Below are 22,581 nucleotides of genomic sequence, written 5' to 3' on the forward strand. Positions count from 1 at the left end.
CAGTTCCTAGCGCCATGGCGTCACGAATTGTTCGCGCGCCGTCAGCGAGCGGAAAAAGGTTTCTACAAAGGGGTGATCCATGCACATGATTTCCTCGGTCGAGTCGATGGCCAGTATACGGCGATCTGCCAGCACCGCAACGCGGCTTGCCAGCGCTTGCAAGCTGTCGACATCATGGGTCACGAAGATCACCGTCAGGCCCAGCGAATCATGCAAGCTGCGCACCAGGCGCACGAAGCCCGCACTGCGCTCGGGGTCGAGCCCCGCCGTCGGTTCGTCGAGCAGCAGCAGCTCCGGCTCCAGCGCCAGGGCACGTGCCAGGGCGGCGCGCTTGACCATGCCGCCGGAGAGCTCGGCCGGCATCAGCCAAGCCTGCTGCGCTTCGAGTTCAACCAGCGCCAGACGACTCATGACAATGTCACGAATCTCGTCTTCATGCAGGCCGCCCAGCTCGCGCAACGGAAAAGCGATGTTGTCGTAGACGTTGAACGCGGAGAACAGCGCACCATGCTGGAACAGCATGCCGAAGCGCTGCCGCCGCAGGCGCCGCTCACGGTAACTGCCTTCGTTGTAGGTTTCACCAAACAAGCGCACCGTGCCGGCATTCGGCGCTGACAGACCGGCGATATGGCGCAGCAAGGTGGTCTTGCCCTCGCCCGAGCCGCCGATGATGGCCAGCAAGTCGCCCGGCGGCACGCACAGATCAATCCCATCGTGCACGATCTGGCGGCCAAAGCGCGTCTTGACACCCGTCAGCTCGACCGGATTGACCAGCGGCAGACTCATCGCGGCACCCCGACGCCGCGCGTCAGCACCGCAAACATGGCATCGAGCAGAATCACGAAAGTGATGCTGCTCACCACGGCCGCCGTGGTATTGGCCGACAGGCTCTCGGTATTGGGTTTGACGCGCAAGCCGTAGTGACAACCGATCATCGAGATCGCCCAGCCGAACACCGCGCCCTTGCCCAGACCGATGGCGATATTGCCGACCGGCACCACCGAGGGCAGGCGCTCCATGAAGCTGACCAGGTCGATATTGAGCTGCATCTTGGCCGCCACCGCCCCGCCGATCAGCGCCATGCTCGAGGTCCAGGCCACCAGCAGGGGCATTGCCAGGGTCAAGGCCATCACCTTGGGCAGGATCAGGCGCTGGTAGCGCGATACGCCCATCGCCGCCAGCGCATCGATCTCTTCAGTGACGCGCATCACGCCCAGCTGCGCAGTGATTGCCGAACCCGAACGCCCCGCCACCAGCACCGACACCAGCACCGGGCCAAGCTCGCGGATCACACCAAAGCCGAGGATGTTGATGAGAAAGTTTTCAGCGCCAAAATTCTGCAGCTGCAGCGCCGACAGATAACTGAGCACGATGCCGATCAGAAAACCCAGCAGGGCCGAGATCGGCAAAGCCTGTACGCCCATCTTGTAAAACGCGGCGGAAATCTCCAGCAAGGGAATTTCGCGCGGATGGGCAGGCAAGCGCCAGAACTCCAGGCTGACATGGCCGATCAGCTCGACCATGTCACGCACATGGGCCCAGGCGCCCAAAAAGGGCTTGCTCAGCTCCTTGAGACCCGCCCGCAAACCGGTAGCCGGCGCACGCGGCACGAAGGCCGGACGCCGGGCGATGCGTTCGAAGGCATCACGCAAACCCGCGGGCAGCTCCAGCGCGTCCGGATAGGTCTCGCCCCAGGCGCGCCACAGCAACAAGGCGCCGAATGAGTCCAGGCGCTGCACTTCCGCCAGGTCCCAGGCATCACTGCTCTTCACGCCGGCCAGGGCATGACGAATGCTGCCCAGATGCGGCCGCAAGGCGCGCAGACTCCAGTCCCCCTGTGGCACCCAGCACGCCTCCCGGCGCGCCAGGCTGGGAGCGGAGGCGGCGCGGCGCGGCATCAGCCCACCTCGGTGGCGCTGGACTGGCGGACCAGCTTGAGGCGCACACTGCGCCCCAGACGTGCCCACTGCTGCTCTTCTTCCTGCAGCGCGGCAGCCGTCAGCGGCATGCTGCGCAACCATTCGGCCGCAGCCATGATCAGCAGGCCGCCGCGCTTGTCGCGATCCAGGCGCACCGCGCCCTGCTGGTGTTCATCACGCGCGCGATGCAGCAGCACCGCCAGACGCAGGCAGAGGATCAGATCCCAGTCGAGGCTGTCCGGGTCGATACTTTGCGCACGCTCCAGCTTGCCGCGATGGGCCAGCGCCAGCAGGGCCAGCCGCGCCTGATCCATACGCGAGAAACCGGGCATGTCGGCATTGGCGAGGATGTAAGCGGTGTGTTTGTGATAACTGGCGTGGGCGACCGACAGGCCGATCTCGTGCAGCATCGCCGCCCATTCGAGGAAACGACGGTCGACGTTTTCACCATCGGCACAATCCGGATGCAATTGCGCCAGCAATTGCAGCGCGGTGTCAGCGACGCGGCGCAGCTGCTTGCGGTCGACCTGGTAGCGCTTGATGAAGGCTTCCACCGTGGCGTCGCGCAGATCGTGACGATGGTAGCGACCAAGCAGATCGTAGAGCACGCCCAGGCGCAACGCGCCGTCCGAGAACACCATGTGCTCCAGCTCGAATTCCTTGAACACCGCCGAGAGAATCGCCACGCCACCGGCAAACACCGGGATGCGGTCGGATTTGAGGCCGTCGAGATCGAGGCGCTCGACGCTGCCGGCCTTGAGCATCATGCTGCGCAGGCGCTCCAGACCGTCACGCGTGATGCCGCTGGGCGACAGACCATTGAGTTCGAGCACATCGCAGATCGCCTTGGCCGAACCGCTGGAGCCAACCGCCTGATCCCAGCCGGTATTGCGGTAGGCGCCGGCAATCGCCTGCAGTTGCTGGCGCGCGGCCAGCTCGGCCTCACGCAGATTGCTGCGGTCGACCAGACCATCAGGGAAGAAGCGCAGGCTGTAACTGACGCAGCCCATGTAGAGCGATTCCAGATGCAAGGGGTCGAAGCTGCGGCCGATGATGAATTCGGTCGAACCGCCGCCGATGTCGACGACCAGCTGCTGCAGGTCCGGATCGGGCAAGGTGTGCGCCACGCCGACGTAGATCAGGCGGGCCTCCTCGCGGCCGGCGATGACTTCGATCGGGAAGCCCAGCGCTTCCTCGGCCTGCACCAGGAATTCCGCCGCATTCTTGGCCACGCGCAGCGCATTGGTCGCCACTGCACGCACGGCCTCCGGCGCGAAACCACGCAGGCGCTCGTTGAAGCGGCGCAGTGCGGTGAGCGCGCGGGTCTGCGCGGCCAGGTCGAGCATCTTATCGGGCCCCAGGCCGGCGGCCAGGCGCACCGATTCCTTGAGATTGTCGAGCGGGTAGATCTGGTCCCCCACCACACGGCCAACGATGAGGCGGAAACTGTTGGAGCCGAGGTCAACCGCGCAGACGAGTTCTTGAGTCATGAATTAGCAAAGAAGAGGCAATGCAGATACGCAGGCCGCAATTGTAACGTGAGTTCAAGCGCTCCCTCGTGTTACCGATAAGAGTATGAATCGGCTACGACCCAGCGCAAACGGGAACTGCCTCGTCACGAAACGGTCATGTAAATGTCACACAATTGCCCCAGCGCCTAGAACCAGGCCCCGTTCAACGTCCGAAGACCTGCTCATGCCCCACTCTGATACTTTCCGCAGCCCCGTCCGCCGTGAAGTCCCCGCCGAGAGCCTGATCAATCGCGAGCTGTCACTGCTGGCCTTTCAGCGCCGCGTGCTGGCGCAAGCGGCCGATGAAAGCGTGCCCCTGCTCGAACGGCTCAAGTTCCTGTGCATCGTCTCCAGCAATCTGGACGAGTTCTTCGAAATCCGCGTCGCCGGCCTGATGGAACAGATGCGCACCGGCACCCTGCTCGCCAACGGCCAGCGTCCGCTGGCGCTCTACCAGCAGGTGTGCAGCGAGGTGCACCAGATCGTCGCCGAGCAGTACGCCCTGCTCAATGACATCATCCTCCCCGCCATGGCGGCCGAAGGCATCGTCTTCCTGCGCCGCTCGCAATGGACCGACGCGCAGCGCGCCTGGATCCATGAGCATTTCATGAACGAGGTGATGCCGGTGCTGACGCCGGTCGGGCTCGACCCGGCTCACCCCTTCCCGCGCGTGCTCAACAAGAGCCTGAACTTCGCCGTCGAGCTCGAAGGTCGCGACGCCTTCGGCCGCAACTGCAATGCCGCCATCGTGCAAGCGCCGCGCTCGCTGCCGCGTGTCATTCGCCTGCCCAAGGAACTGACCGGCGTCGACAACGGCTTCGTGTTCTTCTCCTCGGTGGTGCATGCGCATGTCAGCGAGCTGTTTGCCGGCATGACGGTGCTCGGCTGCTACCAGTTCCGCGTCACGCGCAACAGCGATCTGTTCGTCGACGAAGAAGAAATCAAGGATCTGCGCAAAGCCCTGCAAGGCGAACTGCAGCAGCGCAACTATGGCGATGCGGTGCGGCTCGAAGTGGCCGACAACTGCTCGCAGCAGATGAGCGAATTCCTGCAGCACCAGTTCGGTCTGGACCGGCTGGAGCTCTACCGCGTGCCGGGCATCGTCAACCTGGTGCGCCTGATGCAGGTGCCCGACTGGGTTGAGCGTCCGGACCTCAAATACGCGCCCTTCCAGCCGACCCTGCCCAAGGGCCTGGACAAGCGCAGCGATCTGTTCGATGCGATCCGCCAGCAGGACATCCTGCTGCATCACCCGTTCCAGAGCTTCAAACCTGTCATCGACCTGCTCAGCGCCGCCGCGGACGACCCGCAGGTGCTGGCCATCCGCATGACGGTCTATCGCACCGGCAACGATTCGGTGCTGATGGAACAGCTGCTTCGCGCCGCGCGCAAGGGCAAGGAAGTGAATGTAGTGGTCGAGCTGATGGCGCGCTTCGATGAAGAAGCCAATATCAACTGGGCAGCGCGCCTCGAAGAGGCCGGCGCGCATGTGGTGTATGGCGTGTTCGGCTACAAGACGCATGCCAAGATGCTGCTGATCCTGCGCCGCGAGGAAGATGACAAGGGCCACCCCCGCCTGCGCCGCTACGTGCACCTGGGCACCGGCAACTACCACCCGCGCACCACGCGTTTCTATACCGACTTCGGTCTGCTGACCGCCAACGAGGAAATCGGCGCCGATGTGCACGAAGTCTTCAAGCAGCTCACCGGCCTGGGCCACGCACAAACGCTGCGCCACCTGTGGCAGGCGCCCTTCGCACTGCAATCGAACCTGGTCGCCGCCATCGATGCCGAGGCACAGATTGCACGCGCGGGGCGGCGCGCCCGCATCATCGCCAAGGTCAATGCACTGATGGAGTCGGAGACCATCGCTGCGCTGTACGAGGCCTCGCAAGCTGGCGTCGAGATCGAGCTCATCGTGCGCGGCCCCTGCGCCCTGCGTCCCGGTGTGGCGGGGCTGTCGGAGAACATCAAGGTGCGCTCGGTGGTCGGCCGCTTTCTGGAGCATTCACGCATTTTCTACTTCCACGCCGATGGCGAGGAAAAGCTCTACCTGTCGAGCGCCGACTGGATGGAGCGCAACTTCTTCCGCCGCATCGAGGTGGCCTTCCCCATCCTCGATCCGAAGGTCAAACGCCGCGTGCTGCGCGAAGGGCTCAAGCCCTATCTCGCCGACAACTGCCAGGCTTGGGAAATGGATGGCGAGACCGGGCAATACCGCAAGCGCAGCTATCGCGGCTTGCGCCGCTCGGCACAGGAATGGCTGATGCAGGAAGTGGTCGGCAACTGAAGCGCCGCCGGCGGGCTCAGGCCACCGACAGGCGCTGCGCCTCGCCGGCGAATTCACGATACCAGCTGAGGAATTCCCCGACCGGCAAGGGGCGGCAGTAGTAGTAGCCCTGGGCCACATGGCAGCCCAACTTGCCCAGCGAGGTCAGCGTGCTGCGCTGCTCGACGCCTTCGGCGACGAGGGTCAGGTCGAGCGCGCGGCCCAGCGAGACAATCGCCTCAACGATGGCACGGTCGGCGCGGTCGCTTTCCATATCGCGCACGAAGGCCGCATCGACTTTCAGCTTCTTGACCGGCAGGTGCTTGAGGTAACCGAGGCTGGAGTAGCCCGTACCGAAGTCGTCGATGGACATCACCACGCCCATCTGACGCAGTTTTTCCAGCGCATTAGCGGTCAGCGAAGACTCCTGCATGACGATGCTCTCGGTCAGCTCCAGCTCCAGCTGGGCGGCCGGCACGCCATAAAGCCGCAAACTCTCCTCGACCCGGCGCACAAACTCCGGCTGGCGGAACTGCAGTGCCGACACATTGACGGCAACCGGGAAGTCCTGGATGCCGGCAAGATTCCACTCGGCCCGCTGGCGGCAGGCCTCGCGCAGCACCCAGTCGCCCATCTGCAGGATCAGGCCTGACTCTTCAGCGATGCGGATGAAACGGTCTGGCGCCACCTCACCGAACTCGCGGCTGTTCCAGCGCAGCAGCGCCTCGACGCCAACCAGCTTGCGCGTGGCGATCTCGATCTGCGGCTGGTAGAACAGCTCAAATTCGTCATGATCGAGCGCACTGCGCAACGCATGCTCCAGTGACAGGCTCTCCTCGGCCAGCTCGCTCATGCTGCTACTGAACAGCTGGTAGTTGTTCCGCCCCTGGCCCTTGGCGTGATACATCGCCACGTCGGCATTGCGGATCAGCTCATCGGCATCGAGGCCATGATCCGGGTAGATCGCCACGCCGATCGAGGGCGTGATCGCCAGTTCATTGCCTTCGACCCGCGCAGTCGGCGCCAGCACGCCGAGGATGTTCTCGGCCATGCCGCGCGCTTCGTCTGTCGAGCGGATCTTGTAGAGGGTGACGATGAACTCGTCACCACCGAGACGCGACACCGTATCGGACGCCCGCACCGCGCGCTTGAGTCGCTCCGCCACGGTCTGCAGCAAGCCGTCACCGACCGAATGGCCGAGGCTGTCGTTGATCAGCTTGAAACGATCAAGGTCGATGAACAGCACCGCCATCTGATGCCCCTCGCGCTCGGCATGCAACAGCGCCACGCGCAGACGCTCGATCATCAGGCTGCGATTGGGCAAACCGGTCAGCGTATCGTGATGCGCCAGGTACTGGATGCGCTCTTCCTGCTCCTTGCGCTCGGAGAGATCGTTGAAGATGCCCGCGTAATGCGTCACCTTGCCCTGGCGGTCAGTCACCGCGCTCAACCACAGCCACTGCGGGTAGGTCGAGCCATCAGCCTTCTGATCCCAGACCTCGCCGGACCAGTGGCCATCCTGATCGAGCGCCTGCCACATCTTCTGATAGAACACCTCGTCATGCAGACCAGCCTTGAGGAAGCTGGCCGGCCGGCCAAGGATGTCATCGGGTTTGAGTCCGGAAATCTCGCTGAATGCCGGATTGATGTATTCGACCAGCCCGCCCAGATCACTGACAAAGATCGCCTCGCGACGGCAGCAGAATACCGAGGCCCACAGTTCGGTGCCATGCTCGCGCATGGCCAGCTCGGCAACCAGGCCATCGAGCACCACGCGCAATTGCAACAACTCGTCAGCATGCGCCTGCACTTCAGCGGGCACTTGATCTTCGGGCGCGGCGAGCAATTGCTTGGCGTAAGCCGAGAGATCAAGCAGCGGACCGGCAACATGACGACGCAACACGCGCTTGAGCACCGGCATCACCAGCAAGCTGGCCAGCAAGGGCACCAACATCGCGGCAATGAAGGCCATTGCCACGCGGATACGCATGCCGGATTTGTCGAGTAACAGGATCAGGCGAACCCCATCGGCACCGGCTTGTGGCCGCAAGCTGAACACCCGCGCCATGAACTGCGCAGTCTCGAAGCGGGCCGCCACGGCACCGCTGGCAAGCGCGCCGAGCGGCGGCACAGTCGCCGCCGGCAACTGCCGCGCGGCCGCGTTGAGCCCATCCGGCGCATCCGGCGCAACGCCCGGCGGCAGCATCCAGCGCGTACTCAAACCCGCCGTGCGGGCAGCCTGATCGAGCTGGGTAACCACATCGGCGACAAACACGGCGACATAGCCAACCTGGCGACGTATGCCGTCGGGCCGCGCAAATACCGGCGCGACAGCCGCCTGGGTGAGCTGGCCATCGACATAACGCCAGTCCGGGAATTCACTTTGGGTCGGCAAGCTCAGCTCGCTACGCGGCACCGGTCGTACCGCCCCGGCGGCACCACTGGTGGCAAAAGCCGAGCTGGCGCGGTTATCACCGCCGAACAAGCTGGACGTGAAACGCCCCATGACGAAACGTGCGTCGCGACCATCGAAATAGGCCAGCGCCTCGCCATCGCGATCATAGGCGACGAGCAGCGCACGTAACTGCGGCCCCAGTCGGGCCAGCTGCAGAACGATGGCGTGCTGATCGGCCTGGAATTCGGTTTGCCCTTCCGGCGCGTGTTCGTAAGCCTGATCGATCGAATCAAGGCGCAAGGACAGGCTCTGATCTGCCGCCAGCTCAGCGGCCAGGCGCAAAGTCTCGGCAGCACGCTGATTGAGGATCTCGCCCAAGGCGCTTTGCGCAACCTGGAATTGCCGCTCCAGCGCCCGCCCGTTCCACACGAGAACCGCCGCAACCACCAGCACGCCAGAGACCAGCATGACCAGCGCAGAACCCAGCAGCATGAGACGCCACATGCGGAGCTCGAAAGCACCCTCAGCGAGCCAGCAGTCCAGAGCATGCAGCAAACGTTTCATGAATGAGGGCAAGTGGATGATTCGGGTAGCACACAGTGTTATCGACCGGGGACGCAGCAAAGTTGAGCTGCGTCGACTGCAGATCACGCCAATTTACGTGAGCGGGCGCTGCAATCTGGGCGCAGTGTACCCACAGTGAACACAGATGTGATGCTGCAGCGCACGCGGGAAGCGCGATTGATACAATCGGGCGCTCAGCATTCTTGATCGAGATCATCCCGTGTCCGTGTCCCCCGCCTTCAGCGAGCAGGAAATCGCCAGTCACACGCCCATGATGCATCAGCGTTAGGAGCCCGTGGGCATTGGGTTTGCCGACATCAATGATGGAATATTACGCCAAAACTTACGCCTGAATTTTCAGCCAGAAACATGACGAATCGGTATAACCTTTCGTCGCTGAGCAGGCCCCTTGGTCATGGTGTCCGGCTTGATCACCGTCAACGAGGTGATACCCTCGCGCCGGATCTGAAGTCCACGAATCTCCGTCAGGATTCGCCCGGTCAAGTAGAAGAGCGCTGCCGCCAGGTAGGGCATGAACGCTTGAAATCGATCATCGCAGAACCCTGCTTGGTCCTCGCGCTTGACGATGTGGCAGCCCCCTTTGCAGAAGCGCAGAACTGGGCATGTCAGGCAGTTGTGCTTGTGAATCCAGTGCGTGACGGTATCGACAACGACGCCCGGTAGATTGTCCAGATCCCCCAGATGGTGCCCGGCATCCCGCGCGCTGACGTTGTGACAGGTGATGACATGACCTTTGGTATCGACGACAAGATGGTCGTCTCGGTCCTGATTGCACCCCTGCTGCATTACAACCGAAGGGATCGCCTTCGCCAGTGTCTCGAAGAAGCCGCCGATGCGCTCGCGAGCGTGCGCAAGATCCATGCTGCGCCCGGTCGCCATGTCAAAGAACAGCCGATTCACGTTTTCAGACCATTGCCGTTGCGCTGCCCGGCTCAGATCGGCCGCACCGGCGTAGGCCGTGCTGAACGTGGTCGCAAAACCCTCAGTGCTGACCAGGAGCGGCGCCCCCTCCGGCAGATCAAGCTTGGCGCGCAGGTAGTCGCGGACATCGGCAATCGAGTTGTTTTCGGCAGACAGAACAACATTGACCGACATGCGCCGGCCTCGCCGGATGAATGCGTCACGCAGCACTGCACGCAATGTCGGATCCTCCAGAGGGTCGGCTCCGCGCGCAGCCAGCGTGCCTGGCCCGTCATGGCTGATCGTCACCGCCAAGTCCACGGCTTCAATCCAGTCGACAAGCTCGGGCGTGAAGAGGCTCGCGTTGCTGATCGTGGACAGGTCGGCACGCGGGTAACGCTTGCGAATCTCAGTCGCCAGAGGAATCAATGTCTTGGCGTACAGAAATGGCTCCCCGCCCCTGAACGTGATTGTCACCCCCTCGCCGTCGCCCAGATCCAGATTGTTTTCGATCTTCGCGAGCAGGACCGGCACATCGTCGGGATGGCCGTCAATGGTGTGATCGGTTTCGCCCTGGATGCAGTAGCTGCATGCCTGATTGCACTTCAGCCCGAGCTGGATGCCCAGGTTGCGGACCTTCGCCGCTTTTCGACCTGGCCGCGTTGGATGAAGCATGCTCGCCAGCTCGATCTGGCTGCGGTTCGCACTGTAACCCATGCCGACCGGCTCCAGATCCACAGGCGCCCCGGTATCAGACCATACCAGCGTGCTTGCGTGCGGATCGTAGCGCGCGACACGGACTGACTCATCTTCCCCCAGCAGATGCAGATCAAACACTGGCGCGCTCCGCGAAATAGGCGCCCTGCGCAGCCCGGATGACCGCCTTCTGTGCGGAAATGTCCTCAATCAGTTCGGCCGGCGCACGGACGCCAGCAGCCGAATGCTTCTCTACCGCCGCAAGGAAGTCGCCAGACCACTCCGGGCGCTTCTCTTCCGGTATCAGATCCAGCAGCGGGGCGATTAGCTGCATCATCATGTCGACCTGCTTTTCCAGTGCCGCTACTGCGTCCTGCGGGACAATCTGATGCAGCAGCCGGACCTTCGCATTCATGTTGCGCACGCGCCGTGAGGCCGCTGGCGAAATGCTTTCCACGACCGAAATCAGGCTGCCCCCTGACAACTCAGGCGGCAGCAAGGAATACTCGAAGTCGCCAGCCGGGCAGCACTTATCAACAATGATCATGGTCGGCTCTTCACCCGCCGCTCCGCTCCACATGGCAGCGACGGGGGAATCAGCAGCGTTTCCGCCGCGAAGAGCCAGCATTGATACGCCGTCTCGCTCGCAGAACAGGTTTCCAGCATTAATCGACATGATCCGGCCGGACACCGCTCTGAAGTAGAAAACAATTTCGTTTTCCTCGAACGGGGTAGGCATCCCGATACTCCATCCGCCGAGCATGTAGCCGGACTCGGTTTTTTTCAGTACAGGGGCGCCTACTTCGACTGCATTGATGATAATTGTTTGCATGTGAGCACCTTAGCTTGAGCAGTTGCAGACGCTAGAGTCGACGCAGCCGGTTGGCGTGCCCTCAACCCCATACCAGTAGCGAACCAAGCGCAGCGCCTTGTTGGAGCCGTCGTAACTCAGCACGTCTTTCAAGCTACGATTCCATGCCCAGAGCCCCCCAGATGGATGCACTGTCGTGTCAGCGATAGGTTCCTGGGTAGCAACATCCACATCAATTGCATCCACCGCTTCGATTGTGTGCATGGTCAATCCGACATTCCCAGCACCATCAATGCCTACGCCGTTTACCGAGCGGACATATCGGCCATCCGCCTGCGCCTGCGTGAGCTTTTCCGCCAACGCATTCGCAACGCTTGTAGCGAAACTCGGATCATTGCCGACTGCGGCGGCCAATTCATTCAGCTGATTCAGCGCCGCAGGCGATGAATTGACCAGGGCATTGATCGCTGCATCAACAATCGCGTGCATCGCCGCCACAACACCGGCGGGATGGGTTACAAGATTGCGCGCAGACCCGGCAATGGTCTCTGCGTCGGTTGCAAATCGAGCACGCCCGGGAATATTTTCGGTGGCGTACGGAACCAGGGCCTCAATCGCCTGAGCGGTGCGCAGAGGCGACATCCAGGCTGCGTTTTCGGTGCCGGCCCGCGCCTGTTCCGCAGTAGCCAGAGACTCGACCAGGACGTACTGAGAGAATGGATTGGCAGTCGAAATAAGGGCATCGAGCATCGACTGAAAAGCTGCAACGCTGGCGTCGACAAAAATCGTGATGCCAGAATTGTCTGAAATCGCCATGTCGAACTCCATCGCCATGGGCTCGCCTTCGTAGATCTGAGTGAACGATCCACTGTCGATTGATGCATAGCCGTACAGGACGCTGCCAGCCAGGCCGGGAGCTCCGGCCCAAACACCGATTTCAGAGCATGGATAGGATGCCGAAGGAACCAGCTGAGCCAGCATTCGTAGCTGCTCAGGCGACGCTTTGCTGCCAGTCAGAATAGCAGCAGCGTCCATCGGCTCAGAAAGAGCCACTTCAAGACCGTTCATATCCCGCAGAGCTTTCCCGAACTGGAGGTGCGTCAGCTCAAGATCGACGCCGGTGTTTTTCGCGTTCCACTGCGCAAGAATGCCGGCTGCAGTGCGTTTAATTTGAATGGTGTTCATGGTTCGGTTCACTCACAAGATTTCACCGTTGAAGCGGACAATGCGCGAGACCGAAAGCGTCGCGCCAAAATACTGCTGAGCACCACTGAGGGTCACGGCACGAATTGTCGGAACAAAGCGCGCCGGCAGCACTGCTTGTAGGGCGCGAGTAACTTTCTTGACTGTCTCGATGCCAGAGTCAGTAGCATCGATGTAGATATCCAGGCGACTGGTCAGCCAGCGATCATCAGACTCGACGTAACTGAGGTCGGTCGGGTATGCGACGCCTTTTTTTTGCCACAACTGGTAGACCGCACCAGAGTTCGGGAAAAGCATCTGGATGTAGGTGCGCAAGAAGTGCAGGCCGCGCCCTTGCCCGTTCTGCCCCCTCCAGGCCTTGTAGAGATATCGAGATGCGTAGCCTGCCGTGGCACCATCCATCGGGAACGCCAAGCCGTCTGCCGTAATAGCTCGGCCGACCAGATCATCAGAGCCAAGATGCGCCACGCCGGCCACAGAAACATCGAACGTGTCGGACGCCAAATAGGCCGCGAACAGATCGCGAGTAAGCTGCTTGAGCTCTGCCTCGACATCATCGGCCTCGAAGCTCCCCGCCAAGGGGGTCATCGCTGGTAGCTGTGCGTTTGAAAAATCCATGTCAGCTCCAGCCAGGGGTAACGCCCGCCTCTGACGTGACGGTTACAGTCAAGCTGGTCTCGGACAGGTAGCGCCAAAGCTCGGGCCTCACCGACACATCCTGCGATTCATCAATCGACAATTTCCAATCGGCATTGCCACTTGAGAGAGCAGGAACTTTCGATTGAAGCAGCGCGTACACCTCACGATAGCGCGGCCGGTTGTATCCCCGCTGAGCCGCCCTGGACGATGGTCCGTATTTTTCGAGCAGCGCATCAACAATCTGTGCGCGCACAGTAGACGCAATGAACGACGTAGGCACTGTAGCCGTAACCGTCATGCCAATTTCAGACCTGACCGGAGTCACGAAGTGAACGCGATACGAATCGTCCGCTCGCTTAATATGCGCTTTGATTGCCTGCTGCGTTTCCGTCAGCGCGGCATTGTCGATCAACACCGGCGCCGCCGCGCCAGACAAGACCGACTCCCCACCCGTGTTCGACAGCGCCGCCACAAAAATCGCATTGACATTATCAACATTCGGGCCGCGTGCGGTTTCCTCGGCCGCTTCGTTCCAGACGGAAAGGAACTGCAGACTGCCCGCAAATGCTCGGCGTACGGTGAAGTCGAATTCACCCATATAGACCGCATTGTCATCATAGACGGACGGGTACCGCGCCAAATCGCGCAGCACAGACATTGAGAGCGGATCGCTGCCGGAGGTGATGACCTGATCCATGGTCATCTCAATTGAGGCATCCGCAGCGCTGGCCACATCAGCAAACGAAAACGGACTCGCATGAGTCGGGGAGACGTTGCCGAACGAGTAGCCGATCTGCAGCGTGATAACAGCTCCATCCGGGGGCTGGGTGCCGACCAGGCGCTCTGCGCCGAAGCGCACGTAGACGCGTTGACGATCATCGGCCTCGACGTGATAAACGCGTTCGGCGACCGCCGTGTTCACATAGCGGTAGCGATACTCGTACTCGCCATCATCATCAGACACCGAAATGCTGCACAGCGATTCCTGTTCGTCGCTCGGGCTGATTTCAATAGCGTAGAACGGCGCAGATCCTGAAACCGTATGCGACACAGAAACAAGACGCTCTTGCCTCGCTCGCGCGCTCGCCGAGCCGCCCGCAGGCGCGGTCACTGAGGCCTCCACGATGTACTCGCGCCCGGACGAATCAATGATGATCCGGCCAGCCTCCAACGTGAACGCGCTCGGGCCTTTGTTCACGACGCCCAGCTGCACGACCACGGCCGTCGACTTTCGCACAATCCCGCGCATCGCAGCGTCAGCCAGCACAGTCGCGTCGCGCACCTTCTCAAACGGCTCTAGCTGTGCCGACTCGACTTGCGCCGAGTACATCGCCAGCATTGCCGCAATTGCGGACAAGTGCTGTTTGATTCGCGGATCTTCCGCGTAGTAAAGCGCAGCAATCGTCGGGTAATTGTCGATCAGATCTTCAATCGAGCCCAGGAAGTCGTCTTTGGTTTTCATCCCTCAATCGTCCCTGCATCAATGGCCTGCCCGGCAATCTCGATAACCAAGTCGGTGCGATCAGGCGGGCTGGACAGGCTGTACAGATTGACCGAGCCAGCCGGCAGAGCATCCAGAACCGCCACATCAGCACGCAGCTTGTTCAGCACGTCCTGAGCATCAACGGCATCCACTTGCGCAAGTGGCCGTTGCAGTAACGCCTTCAGATCTTGACCGTAATCGCTACCCAAATAGCCGCCCACCGGCGTTTTCAGCCAGTGCCGCACCATGCCATTGATATCGCCGCCAGTGATAGCCATTCTCCAATGCTAGTTGCTCGCCTAGCGCAGCAGGCCGCCTTTTTCCGACCGAAAAATATTTACCTCAGTGTATTGCCTTGTGCATTACTTAGCAGTATTGTTTCGAACATTACACAGGACAGCGGAGCCAGGAATGCACGAATCGCAACTCGGATCAGCGCATGCAGCACTTTTGACGAGTGACGTATATCCGAGCCAGGTAAAGAATGGAGATTTGCTGCTCTACCTGGGCCGCACTGTCTGCGTGAAAAGAAAGTCAACGCACCACAAGTCAGGAGCGGTGTGGATTGATTTCAAGGTCGTTTCTGGCGCCCCCATCCCGGGCGGATCGACGATCAGATCGCATGTCACGCATACGCTGAAGCGATTGAACGAGGAGCCCAAGAAGTTCTGCTACTTCCTGCCTCACGAAGACCATTTCGGCATCTGCCTCTCCATTGATGAAGCGCACGAGCGCGCCAAGAATCGCATCAACTCGGATTCAAAAAACCACGGCACAAAATTGACTTACGAAGTCGCCGAAGCATGCCCGGCTCTTGTTGCCAGTGACTCAGAACCTCGGCGCATATCAATCGCAGATCAAATCATCGAGCAGCTGGACCTGTGGGCCGGCGAAGATTTCTTTGCGGAAGAGAATACCTTTGCCATGTCTGAAAAAGACCGCAAAGCGCTCGGCAATTTGGTCATGGATTTTGTGTTGAAACACGCCGACCACCAATGGTTTGCACAAAAGCCTGGAACGGTAAGCGTGCATACCCATATCGGCGCCACGCAAACAGAAACCCGAGCAGACGATGGCCAATAACAACCCGCACAACCTCTGGCGCGGGCAACAGATCTGGTTCGTTCCTGGAAGTCGAGTTTTTGGGGCTCCGGGTTTTGCGACCGTCATCTGCATTGGGCGCAAGTGGGCAACCATCAAACGCGACTGGAAAGAATGCCGGATTGACCTGACCACACTGCTCGAAGACACGGCGAATAAATACAGCGCCGGGCGGGCTTATCTCGATAAAGAAGCCTATGAAGCAAAGCTTGCGCGCGAGGATGCCTTTATGGATTTAAGGCTGCAGCTTTCGCGCCAGAGCTCATCACCCGCAGAGACGGTGACAGAGCAGAACATCAGAGACGCCGCGATCCTGCTAGGCATTGAATTGAAGCAAAGAAAAAATGGCTGACAAATCAAACATCAACTGGTGCGATAGCACGTTCAACGGCGTCATTGGCTGTACGAAGGTCAGCCCAGCATGTGATAACTGCTATGCCGAGAAAGAGCGCGCATCCACGGCGCTCAAGGTGCAATGGGGTGCAGGAAAGTCGCGTCACCGCACGAGCACGGACAACTGGAAGAAGCCGATTCGATGGAACAAGAAGCCGTTCTGCGAATGCGAGGCGTGCGGGTGGCGAGGAGAAGCCGACTGGCTCGGCCCGTGCAAGTCATGCGGTGACTTGACGCTGAAACAGGCTCGCCGCCGTGTATTCGGCTACAGCCTTGGAGACTGGCTGGACAACGAAATTCCAATTGAGTGGTTCGTCGACCAGCTTGACCTGATCCGTCGCACGCCGAACCTTGACTGGCTGCTGCTGACAAAGCGCATCGGTAACTGGAGAAGCAGGCTTGTTGCCGCCAAAAACTATGTTTCCGACAAGTTGGGCGCGGAAGATCCAGAATCCGACGCGCTGTTTGACTTCATTGATTTATGGCTTTCCGGCACCTCCCCGGCGCATGTATGGCTGGGTGCATCGGTATGCAAACAGACCGAAGTTGACCGCGACATTACTAAGCTGCTGTCCGTGCCGGCCTCAATTCACTTCTTGAGCATCGAGCCGATGCTGGAAGCTGTGGATTTGAATATGAGCTACGGCGGGCTTGTTGAAGACGACGATGGCGCGCCCTATCCAGGGCACGTGGACTGGGTGATCTGCGGTGGCGAGAGCGGCCCGCAGGCCCGGCCAATCTCTCCCGACTGGGCGCGCTCATTGCGCGACCAATGCGCCGCAGCTGGTGTGCCATTTTTGTACAAGCAGTGGGGAGAGTGGATTCCGATGCTTGGACAGGTTCCAAGCGTGCCCGTCAGAGACAAAACGACGACGCCGGACGGCTGGGTCGTGGGTCGCGCAGGCGCCAAAGCAGCCGGCCGCCTGCTGGACGGCCGCAAGCACAACGAGTTCCCTACGGGAGCAAGCCAATGATCAGCGACATCCCTCAGCCTTTGCTGTGCAGACGCAACGATCTGGACACCTACTTCGCGGTCGAAGCCGCGCTACAGCTCCAGACGACGCAAGAGATGGCCACTCGGATGTGCGCAGACGGCGTTCCGATTGGTGTAGCCATTCGCACGATCACTCAACCTCACGCGCGCCGCAAGATCAAGCGCGCTCATTCCACAAAGAAAGGCTGCGCATGAAATCAACGCCGATTACCCCAGGCAAGCTTTACCGCGTAACCGGATGCGGCATTGACATGGCTATCGAGGCGACGCACCCGGTCGACGCCCTGCTGGTCGGACTAGACGTGCTGGAAATTCTGGGAGTCCTGCAATGAAGACATCACAGAAACAGCGCGCAGCCTGGAGCGCGATGATTGAGGCCGCAGCGAAAGGGCCTTGGTCTCTGTCAGCCAACTGGCCGCCCTACGTTCTGGATAAAGACGGATATGAAATTATCCAGTTTCATGAAATTGCCATCCTGAATAACTGGGCAGACAAGCTCGGAGTAGTTCACTGGGCTGACCACCCTAACGCCCGGCGCGAGCTTATCGATACCGAAATTGAATCGACCGCTCGCCTATGCCATGCCGCGCGCGAAGCCATCCCCGCGTTACTGGATGATGTCGAGTCGCTGACTCGCGAAGTCGATAGGGCGCGCGCCGAGCGCGACATTGAACGAGCGCAAAAAGACCGGGCGCTGCATCTGCTTTCAGGCATTCACGCGCTGCTGTACCCGCCTATGCAGAAATCAGGCGATCTGCTGATGCGCTTCCGCGCCGAAAATCCGGATGACGTTCTGCAGGCGCTCAGTGATCGCATTCGGAGCCTACATGACAGCACAGACGGCGCGGCAGACGGCAAGCAATTCCCTGAGCGAGACCCGAGCAAGCCATCTGAACTGCAAGGCATTTTTCACAAGTTCATCGTGCGGCGCGCCGATGGGTCAGATGCGCCGGGAGGGAAGCACTGCGGATGCCAGTATTTCGTGCTGGATCTTGATCACGACCCCCATGCAGTCGCTGCAATGCGTGCCTATGGCACGGCATGTTCCAACACGCACCCGCAGCTCTCCCGCGAGATTTCAGAACGGTTCGGCGGCGTCCACTACGACGGACAGGGCACGCTCCGCAATGCGGACGGCTCGCGCAGCATCTTTGACGATCTGGACGCCTGCGAAGGCTGCGGCCTGACGCCTGCCCAGCGCGAGCGCCAAGCTAACCCGGAGCCGTGCGCTACCTGCAACGGTCACGGCATGATTGGCGGGCCGAGCTTCTACGACCCCGGCGAAGGCGGAGAGCCGTGCCCGGATTGCGCTACGCAGCAGACACAAGGGGGGCGTCATGTTTGATCAAGAAGAAGGCGACCGCTGCACTCAGCCTGGGTGCGAGGGGACTCTGCAATTCCAAACCCCTAAAAATTGCAGCTGCCATATCTTGCCACCATGCAGCGCCTGCTTGAATTCCGTCCTGACGTGCACTGAGTGCGGCGAGGAAGGCCACACCTCCGCACCTGACAGCGCCGATACGAACCCCAAACTCCAGGATGAACGGACGTGAGCATCATTCTTGAACCGTGCCCGCACTGCGGTGCCGCCGCCGAGCTCGACACCCACCAGAACTTTCGTAACTTCATCACGGGCGAAATTGGGCGCGCCATTTCAGCGTACTGCACAGAATGCTCTGCCGAGGTATCCGTGTGCGTATCCGACGTTCCTTCGATCACTCCGGAGCAGGTTTCTGCGATGTGGAACAGGCGCACCTCTCCAGCAGTGCCTGATGAGCTTCCCGATGCCGTCTGCGCAGCCACCGCTGCAGCACTGGGCGGCGCCCTCGACTGCGGCAGGGTGTGGAGCGCCTGGGGCGTCGGAACGATGAGTGAAAGCGACTTTTATAGCGTTGCAGATGACCCCGAGCGCGTTGCAGAGATTTCCAGGGCGGCAATTACAGCATTTGTCGGATGCATTGCAGAAAAGAACATGCATATCGCTACGCCGGCGGCCCAAAGCGGCGGGCTGTTGATGCCGACACGCGGGAACAAATCAGGACGCGACGTGTTGTTGAACAGCTTCGGGCTGCGCCACGCCGCCGAACAACTGCTGCAGCGCGCTCGCGCCATTGAGCTCATCGCGACCGAACTGGAGGCGAGCCCGAATCTACCGACCATAGCCGCAAAATCTATTTTGAAGAGCGCCGGCTTCGGGGTGATCCACCAAGACACGATCCAGAAGATCGCGCAGCTGGTCGCCTGGGCAAAAGAGCAGGATGCAGACCTTTGCGACGACGAGACGCTGCGCCTCATTCAAGACGGCATCGATCAAGCAGCATGAGCACCCTGTATCTCAACCTCAAGACCGAATATTTCCAGCAGATCAAGGCGGGTACCAAGCCAGAGGAATACCGGCTGATGACCGACCACTGGTGCAAGCGCCTCGAAGGCAGGGCGTATGACCGCATCGAGATTGCCAATGGATATCCGAAAAAAGACGACACCGAAAACCGCATCGAGCGACCTTGGCGCGGCTACGAAATCAAAACCATCACGCACCCGCACTTCGGGCCTGACCCGGTGCGCGTGTTCGCAATCAAGGTGAATTGAGCATGGCGCAAATCAAGCGAACCGGAACCGTTAATTTCCACGACGCCAGCCTGAGCGTCTGGGAGGAAGGCATTGCAGAGGCCCGCGCTGCGGGCGGCATCAAGGGAGCCGATCAATGGGAGCGCGAATTCAAGCGCGATGTTTTCGCTCGCATCGTGCAGCAGCTTCGCCGTCTGGGCTGGACCGTGAGCATGCCCGCGATTGATCCCCATGACGTGCAGCACTACGGCGGAACCGTCGCCCGCTGGGCTGCCGAGCGCCGCCGCAATTGCCACAAAGGCGCCCTGAAAGGCGAGCTGGAAATCTCAGGCCGAGCGATCAAGTTCAAAATGTGGCAGTCGGTGAATACGCCGACCCGCCCCGATCATGACGGCAAGTACGAGAGCGACAAGGAAGGCGTGATGCCCTACGTGCTGCGTCTGGAAATGACGCGCACGCGCAACCGCCTGCGCGACTACCTGTGCAACAACGTGTTTGCGGGCTATGAGTTCGTGCCAAGCAGGATCAGCAGCCCGAACCCCGACCCGCTGGCCTACTTCAATGATTCCTGGGACAGCGAGTACGAGAAGAAGCGCGGGACGCACCGTTTCAGCCGTGGCCCTGACGGCTGGCCGGATGATTCCTGCCTGAAGTCGTGGAAGCAGACCGACGCTGACGGCGTTCGCCTGAATCACGGAGACACACGGTACTGGCGCGACCGCAAGGGCCGGCTGATCCGTGGCCGCGTGTATGGCGGCATCAACGGCATGTGGATGGCGGTCTATGGCCCGGGCAAGCGGGATCACACACATAAGAGCGCCCACGAGTTTTTCAGCCTGAAGCCCGGCATGCCTCGCAAGCGAGTACGCGAAGACGACCGCCGTAAGCGCCTTGAAAGCGAGCTGGCCAAGTCCGTGAAGGAGATGAACTTTGAGCGCGCTGCCGTGCTGCGCGACATCCTCTTCCCGAAATCAAAGCAGACTTTTCTGGTCTGGCATGAACGCGAGAAGGCCTATCACCGGCCATGCTTTCAGGGCTATACCGCGAACGCCATTGATGCAGGCCGATTCACGCGTGAAGAGTGCAACGGCTACGACCGAGCGCCCAACAGGCTTATCCCCCAAGGCCTTTCTGCCTGACCCGAAACCTAAATCAACCGGAGCAACCAATGGCCAACAGCCAAAGCATAGCCCCTGCCCTGCCCACGAATCGCAATGTTCGCGTCTACGAATTCGGCATCCGCGTCGACAAGGATGCACTGCCCGCAATTCAGCAGCAGATCGCGCTGTCCAGGCGCCTTTACAACAGGCAAGTCGAGCGCATCGGGGTGATCGTTAACCAGATGCGCGAGTTCGTCATCGAGCGCGCCGGCGATGGCGCGCGCCAAAGCCAGGAACGCGTCGACGCCCTCAGCGCAGCGTTCGCTGATGCGAAGGCCCGCGACGATGAGCCCGCCATGAAACAGATCGCCGCCGACCGGCGCGCGGCCTGGGCCGATCTGTCCGCAGCCCTGCGCGAAGCACGCAAGGAGCACCGAAAGGAAATTCAAGACCGCTTCCTGAGCAAGATCGGGCGTAACAGCCAGTGTGACACCTACAAGCTGCGTTGTGAGGCCGTCGCAGACGGTCTAGGTTGGGCCACGGCAAACACCGTGCTTGAAAACGCGCTGATCGCGTTCAAGAAGTCCTTTTCGCTAGGAAAAAGCCCGCGCTTCTGCGCAGGCGACACCAAAGACCAGGACACGCTCACGCTGCAATTCACCGCAGCAGGCGGCCTGCCCGCTCACTCTGTCCTGAGCGGATCAAACCTCGAACTCAGCATGCAGCCCCCCGCGTCAGGAGCCGGAAAGCGAAAGTACGGCGAATTCAAGTTCCGCCTGGGGGCGGCCAGCGCCGACAACTACGCGACCGGAACATGGCAGTATCACCGGGCGCTTCCTGACGACAGCACCATCAGCATGGCGCGCTTGGTGCGCCGCCAGATCGGCAAGGATTGGCGCTGGGCACTGCAGCTGGTCGTTAAGTCAGAGCAGCGCGAGCATGTCAGCAACGACCGCGAGCCGCTCGCTGCGGTGCACTTTGGCTGGGCCTCTGATGTAGATGGGCGCCGCGTCGCCGGCGTCACCGACGCAGCAGACCCGAGCCAGGCCAGGATTATCAGCCTGCCGCCCGACATCGAGACCGACCTGCAGCGCGCATCCGAGATTCAAGGGGAGCGCGACGCATCGCGCGACGCTATCGCTCCAAGGCTTCGCGAAATCGATATTCCCGAGCCGACCGACTCCCACGAAGGACTCGATGCCTCAACGCCGGAAGGCATGGCGCAGCGCGCGGCTGCCGAGTTGCAAGCGATCAGAAAGCTGCCCGCCCAGCACGTAGCAATCCGCCGCCTGCACCGACTGTGCGGCCTGCTGCGCGCCGTGGAAAAGCTGCCGGACTGGCTTGAGGCGTGGCGAAAAGAGGACAAAATGCGGTGGCAGGCTTCGTCTCACATCGCTCGGCGCGCTCGAAATCGCCGGAAGGACTTCTACCGGAACTTCGCCGCCCAGCTGGCCAAGCGCTATAGCGCAATCGTGATTGAACCGCTGGATCTTGCCGCAGCAGCCAAGAAAGTCGACGAAGAGACCGGCGAGAAGTCCGAGTTCTCGAAGAAAGCACGCTCCGGGCGCGTCGTGGCCGCGCTGTACGAGCTTGAAAGCGCGATCCGCTGGGCGGCAACCAAGCACGAGTGCGCGATCTTCGAGCTGTCAGCTGCGACCGTCTCTCAGTGCGCGCACTGCGGAGAATCGGGTATCTCGCCGAACTCAGAAAACATGCAAGAACTGCACTGCCCACATTGCGGCGCCGTGCTGGATCGCAAGCTCAACGGCGCGGCCGTGGCCTGGCAGATCGTCTCGGCTTCTCGCGAGGATCTGATCGAGGACTTCTGGCTGAAGTCCAGGCAGCTCGAACAGGAACAGCTTGAAAAGTCGGCAGAGCGAAAACGCAAGATGGCCGAGGGGCGCAAGAACGGGTTGCGCACGCCGGCCGTGATCACTACAGCCGAAGCGGAGGTGCGTGCGGCCTGATTTTTGAAAAATCGATATTCCGGCGATTTTTTATCTGTTTGAAA

At 60.9% G+C, this 22,581-nt stretch carries 21 protein-coding genes; 11 read left to right on the top strand and 10 right to left on the bottom strand.

What is annotated here, in order from left to right; translation table 11 throughout:
* Positions 1-6: 6 nt before the first annotated feature.
* The 3 genes from ABDB84_RS05000 to ppx are packed head-to-tail and all read right to left on the bottom strand — an operon-like array spanning position 7 to position 3,409.
* A complete protein-coding gene (locus ABDB84_RS05000) occupies positions 7-786 on the bottom strand; it encodes an ABC transporter ATP-binding protein (protein ID WP_345918592.1) in 780 nt (259 codons plus the stop codon).
* A complete protein-coding gene (locus ABDB84_RS05005; RefSeq protein ID WP_345918593.1) occupies positions 783-1,898 on the bottom strand; it encodes an MlaE family ABC transporter permease in 1,116 nt (371 codons plus the stop codon). The genes ABDB84_RS05000 and ABDB84_RS05005 overlap by 4 nt, the downstream gene beginning before the upstream one ends.
* Positions 1,898-3,409: an exopolyphosphatase gene (gene ppx, locus ABDB84_RS05010; RefSeq protein ID WP_345918594.1), complete on the bottom strand. Its 1,512-nt coding sequence runs from the start codon at positions 3,407-3,409 to the stop codon at positions 1,898-1,900. Before ppx ends, ABDB84_RS05005 begins: the two co-directional genes overlap by 1 nt.
* 205 nt (positions 3,410-3,614) lie before the next feature.
* On the opposite strand from ppx, the gene ppk1 reads away from it, so the two are divergent.
* The gene (gene ppk1 / locus ABDB84_RS05015; RefSeq protein WP_345918595.1) at positions 3,615-5,720 is read left to right on the top strand and encodes a polyphosphate kinase 1; all 2,106 of its coding nucleotides are present in this window, start codon (positions 3,615-3,617) and stop codon (positions 5,718-5,720) included.
* Between the two features lie 16 nt (positions 5,721-5,736).
* Here the strand turns inward: ppk1 and ABDB84_RS05020 are convergent, their stop codons facing one another.
* The 7 genes from ABDB84_RS05020 to ABDB84_RS05050 form a co-directional block, all read right to left on the bottom strand.
* Complete coding sequence (locus ABDB84_RS05020) at positions 5,737-8,598, bottom strand: putative bifunctional diguanylate cyclase/phosphodiesterase (RefSeq protein ID WP_345918596.1); 2,862 nt, start codon at positions 8,596-8,598, stop codon at positions 5,737-5,739.
* 417 nt (positions 8,599-9,015) lie between these two features.
* Positions 9,016-10,416: a radical SAM/SPASM domain-containing protein gene (locus ABDB84_RS05025; protein ID WP_345918597.1), complete on the bottom strand. Its 1,401-nt coding sequence runs from the start codon at positions 10,414-10,416 to the stop codon at positions 9,016-9,018.
* Positions 10,409-11,107: a hypothetical protein gene (locus ABDB84_RS05030; RefSeq protein WP_345918598.1), complete on the bottom strand. Its 699-nt coding sequence runs from the start codon at positions 11,105-11,107 to the stop codon at positions 10,409-10,411. Before ABDB84_RS05030 ends, ABDB84_RS05025 begins: the two co-directional genes overlap by 8 nt.
* Before the next feature lie 9 nt (positions 11,108-11,116).
* Positions 11,117-12,271: a hypothetical protein gene (locus tag ABDB84_RS05035; RefSeq protein WP_345918599.1), complete on the bottom strand. Its 1,155-nt coding sequence runs from the start codon at positions 12,269-12,271 to the stop codon at positions 11,117-11,119.
* Positions 12,272-12,283: 12 nt separating this feature from the next.
* A complete protein-coding gene (locus ABDB84_RS05040) occupies positions 12,284-12,907 on the bottom strand; it encodes a hypothetical protein (RefSeq protein WP_345918600.1) in 624 nt (207 codons plus the stop codon).
* A gap of 1 nt (position 12,908) precedes the next feature.
* Positions 12,909-14,390, bottom strand: a complete 1,482-nt coding sequence (locus ABDB84_RS05045) for a hypothetical protein (protein WP_345918601.1) — start codon at positions 14,388-14,390, stop codon at positions 12,909-12,911.
* A complete protein-coding gene (locus ABDB84_RS05050; RefSeq protein ID WP_345918602.1) occupies positions 14,387-14,689 on the bottom strand; it encodes a hypothetical protein in 303 nt (100 codons plus the stop codon). The genes ABDB84_RS05045 and ABDB84_RS05050 overlap by 4 nt, the downstream gene beginning before the upstream one ends.
* A gap of 133 nt (positions 14,690-14,822) precedes the next feature.
* On the opposite strand from ABDB84_RS05050, the gene ABDB84_RS05055 reads away from it, so the two are divergent.
* The 10 genes from ABDB84_RS05055 to ABDB84_RS05100 all read left to right on the top strand — a co-directional run bounded on the left by ABDB84_RS05055 (position 14,823) and on the right by ABDB84_RS05100 (position 22,537).
* Entirely contained in the window at positions 14,823-15,494 is a 672-nt protein-coding gene (locus ABDB84_RS05055) for a hypothetical protein (protein ID WP_345918603.1), read from the top strand.
* Positions 15,484-15,864, top strand: a complete 381-nt coding sequence (locus ABDB84_RS05060) for a beta barrel domain-containing protein (RefSeq protein WP_345918604.1) — start codon at positions 15,484-15,486, stop codon at positions 15,862-15,864. The genes ABDB84_RS05055 and ABDB84_RS05060 overlap by 11 nt, the downstream gene beginning before the upstream one ends.
* Positions 15,857-16,879, top strand: coding sequence for a phage Gp37/Gp68 family protein (locus ABDB84_RS05065; protein ID WP_345918605.1), 1,023 nt, complete (start codon positions 15,857-15,859; stop codon positions 16,877-16,879). The genes ABDB84_RS05060 and ABDB84_RS05065 overlap by 8 nt, the downstream gene beginning before the upstream one ends.
* Entirely contained in the window at positions 16,876-17,094 is a 219-nt protein-coding gene (locus tag ABDB84_RS05070; protein ID WP_345918606.1) for a hypothetical protein, read from the top strand. The genes ABDB84_RS05065 and ABDB84_RS05070 overlap by 4 nt, the downstream gene beginning before the upstream one ends.
* A complete protein-coding gene (locus tag ABDB84_RS05075; RefSeq protein ID WP_345918607.1) occupies positions 17,091-17,231 on the top strand; it encodes a hypothetical protein in 141 nt (46 codons plus the stop codon). Before ABDB84_RS05070 ends, ABDB84_RS05075 begins: the two co-directional genes overlap by 4 nt.
* On the top strand, positions 17,228-18,244 hold the full coding sequence (locus tag ABDB84_RS05080) for a hypothetical protein (RefSeq protein WP_345918608.1): 1,017 nt from the start codon (positions 17,228-17,230) through the stop codon (positions 18,242-18,244). The genes ABDB84_RS05075 and ABDB84_RS05080 overlap by 4 nt, the downstream gene beginning before the upstream one ends.
* Positions 18,245-18,448: 204 nt before the next feature.
* Positions 18,449-19,222, top strand: coding sequence for a Lar family restriction alleviation protein (locus ABDB84_RS05085; RefSeq protein WP_345918609.1), 774 nt, complete (start codon positions 18,449-18,451; stop codon positions 19,220-19,222).
* Complete coding sequence (locus ABDB84_RS05090; RefSeq protein ID WP_345918610.1) at positions 19,219-19,491, top strand: ASCH domain-containing protein; 273 nt, start codon at positions 19,219-19,221, stop codon at positions 19,489-19,491. The genes ABDB84_RS05085 and ABDB84_RS05090 overlap by 4 nt, the downstream gene beginning before the upstream one ends.
* Before the next feature lie 2 nt (positions 19,492-19,493).
* Complete coding sequence (locus ABDB84_RS05095; RefSeq protein ID WP_345918611.1) at positions 19,494-20,609, top strand: UvrB/UvrC motif-containing protein; 1,116 nt, start codon at positions 19,494-19,496, stop codon at positions 20,607-20,609.
* Positions 20,610-20,638: 29 nt separating this feature from the next.
* Complete coding sequence (locus tag ABDB84_RS05100) at positions 20,639-22,537, top strand: hypothetical protein (RefSeq protein WP_345918612.1); 1,899 nt, start codon at positions 20,639-20,641, stop codon at positions 22,535-22,537.
* Positions 22,538-22,581: the final 44 nt, after the last annotated feature.

It is taken from the genome of Uliginosibacterium sediminicola (assembly GCF_039631295.1).
Taxonomy (GTDB): domain Bacteria; phylum Pseudomonadota; class Gammaproteobacteria; order Burkholderiales; family Rhodocyclaceae; genus Viridibacterium; species Viridibacterium sediminicola.

Bases quoted from the DNA above. Each gene is read 5' to 3' on its own strand.
- ABDB84_RS05000 (WP_345918592.1), bottom strand. From the start codon at position 786: ATGAGTCTGCCGCTGGTCAATCCGGTCGAGCTGACGGGTGTCAAGACG.
- ABDB84_RS05005 (WP_345918593.1), bottom strand. From the start codon at position 1,898: ATGCCGCGCCGCGCCGCCTCCGCTCCCAGCCTGGCGCGCCGGGAGGCG.
- ppx (WP_345918594.1), bottom strand. From the start codon at position 3,409: ATGACTCAAGAACTCGTCTGCGCGGTTGACCTCGGCTCCAACAGTTTC.
- ppk1 (WP_345918595.1), top strand. From the start codon at position 3,615: ATGCCCCACTCTGATACTTTCCGCAGCCCCGTCCGCCGTGAAGTCCCC.
- ABDB84_RS05020 (WP_345918596.1), bottom strand. From the start codon at position 8,598: ATGTGGCGTCTCATGCTGCTGGGTTCTGCGCTGGTCATGCTGGTCTCT.
- ABDB84_RS05030 (WP_345918598.1), bottom strand. From the start codon at position 11,107: ATGCAAACAATTATCATCAATGCAGTCGAAGTAGGCGCCCCTGTACTG.
- ABDB84_RS05035 (WP_345918599.1), bottom strand. From the start codon at position 12,271: ATGAACACCATTCAAATTAAACGCACTGCAGCCGGCATTCTTGCGCAG.
- ABDB84_RS05040 (WP_345918600.1), bottom strand. From the start codon at position 12,907: ATGGATTTTTCAAACGCACAGCTACCAGCGATGACCCCCTTGGCGGGG.
- ABDB84_RS05045 (WP_345918601.1), bottom strand. From the start codon at position 14,390: ATGAAAACCAAAGACGACTTCCTGGGCTCGATTGAAGATCTGATCGAC.
- ABDB84_RS05050 (WP_345918602.1), bottom strand. From the start codon at position 14,689: ATGGCTATCACTGGCGGCGATATCAATGGCATGGTGCGGCACTGGCTG.
- ABDB84_RS05055 (WP_345918603.1), top strand. From the start codon at position 14,823: ATGCACGAATCGCAACTCGGATCAGCGCATGCAGCACTTTTGACGAGT.
- ABDB84_RS05060 (WP_345918604.1), top strand. From the start codon at position 15,484: ATGGCCAATAACAACCCGCACAACCTCTGGCGCGGGCAACAGATCTGG.
- ABDB84_RS05065 (WP_345918605.1), top strand. From the start codon at position 15,857: ATGGCTGACAAATCAAACATCAACTGGTGCGATAGCACGTTCAACGGC.
- ABDB84_RS05070 (WP_345918606.1), top strand. From the start codon at position 16,876: ATGATCAGCGACATCCCTCAGCCTTTGCTGTGCAGACGCAACGATCTG.
- ABDB84_RS05075 (WP_345918607.1), top strand. From the start codon at position 17,091: ATGAAATCAACGCCGATTACCCCAGGCAAGCTTTACCGCGTAACCGGA.
- ABDB84_RS05080 (WP_345918608.1), top strand. From the start codon at position 17,228: ATGAAGACATCACAGAAACAGCGCGCAGCCTGGAGCGCGATGATTGAG.
- ABDB84_RS05090 (WP_345918610.1), top strand. From the start codon at position 19,219: ATGAGCACCCTGTATCTCAACCTCAAGACCGAATATTTCCAGCAGATC.
- ABDB84_RS05095 (WP_345918611.1), top strand. From the start codon at position 19,494: ATGGCGCAAATCAAGCGAACCGGAACCGTTAATTTCCACGACGCCAGC.
- ABDB84_RS05100 (WP_345918612.1), top strand. From the start codon at position 20,639: ATGGCCAACAGCCAAAGCATAGCCCCTGCCCTGCCCACGAATCGCAAT.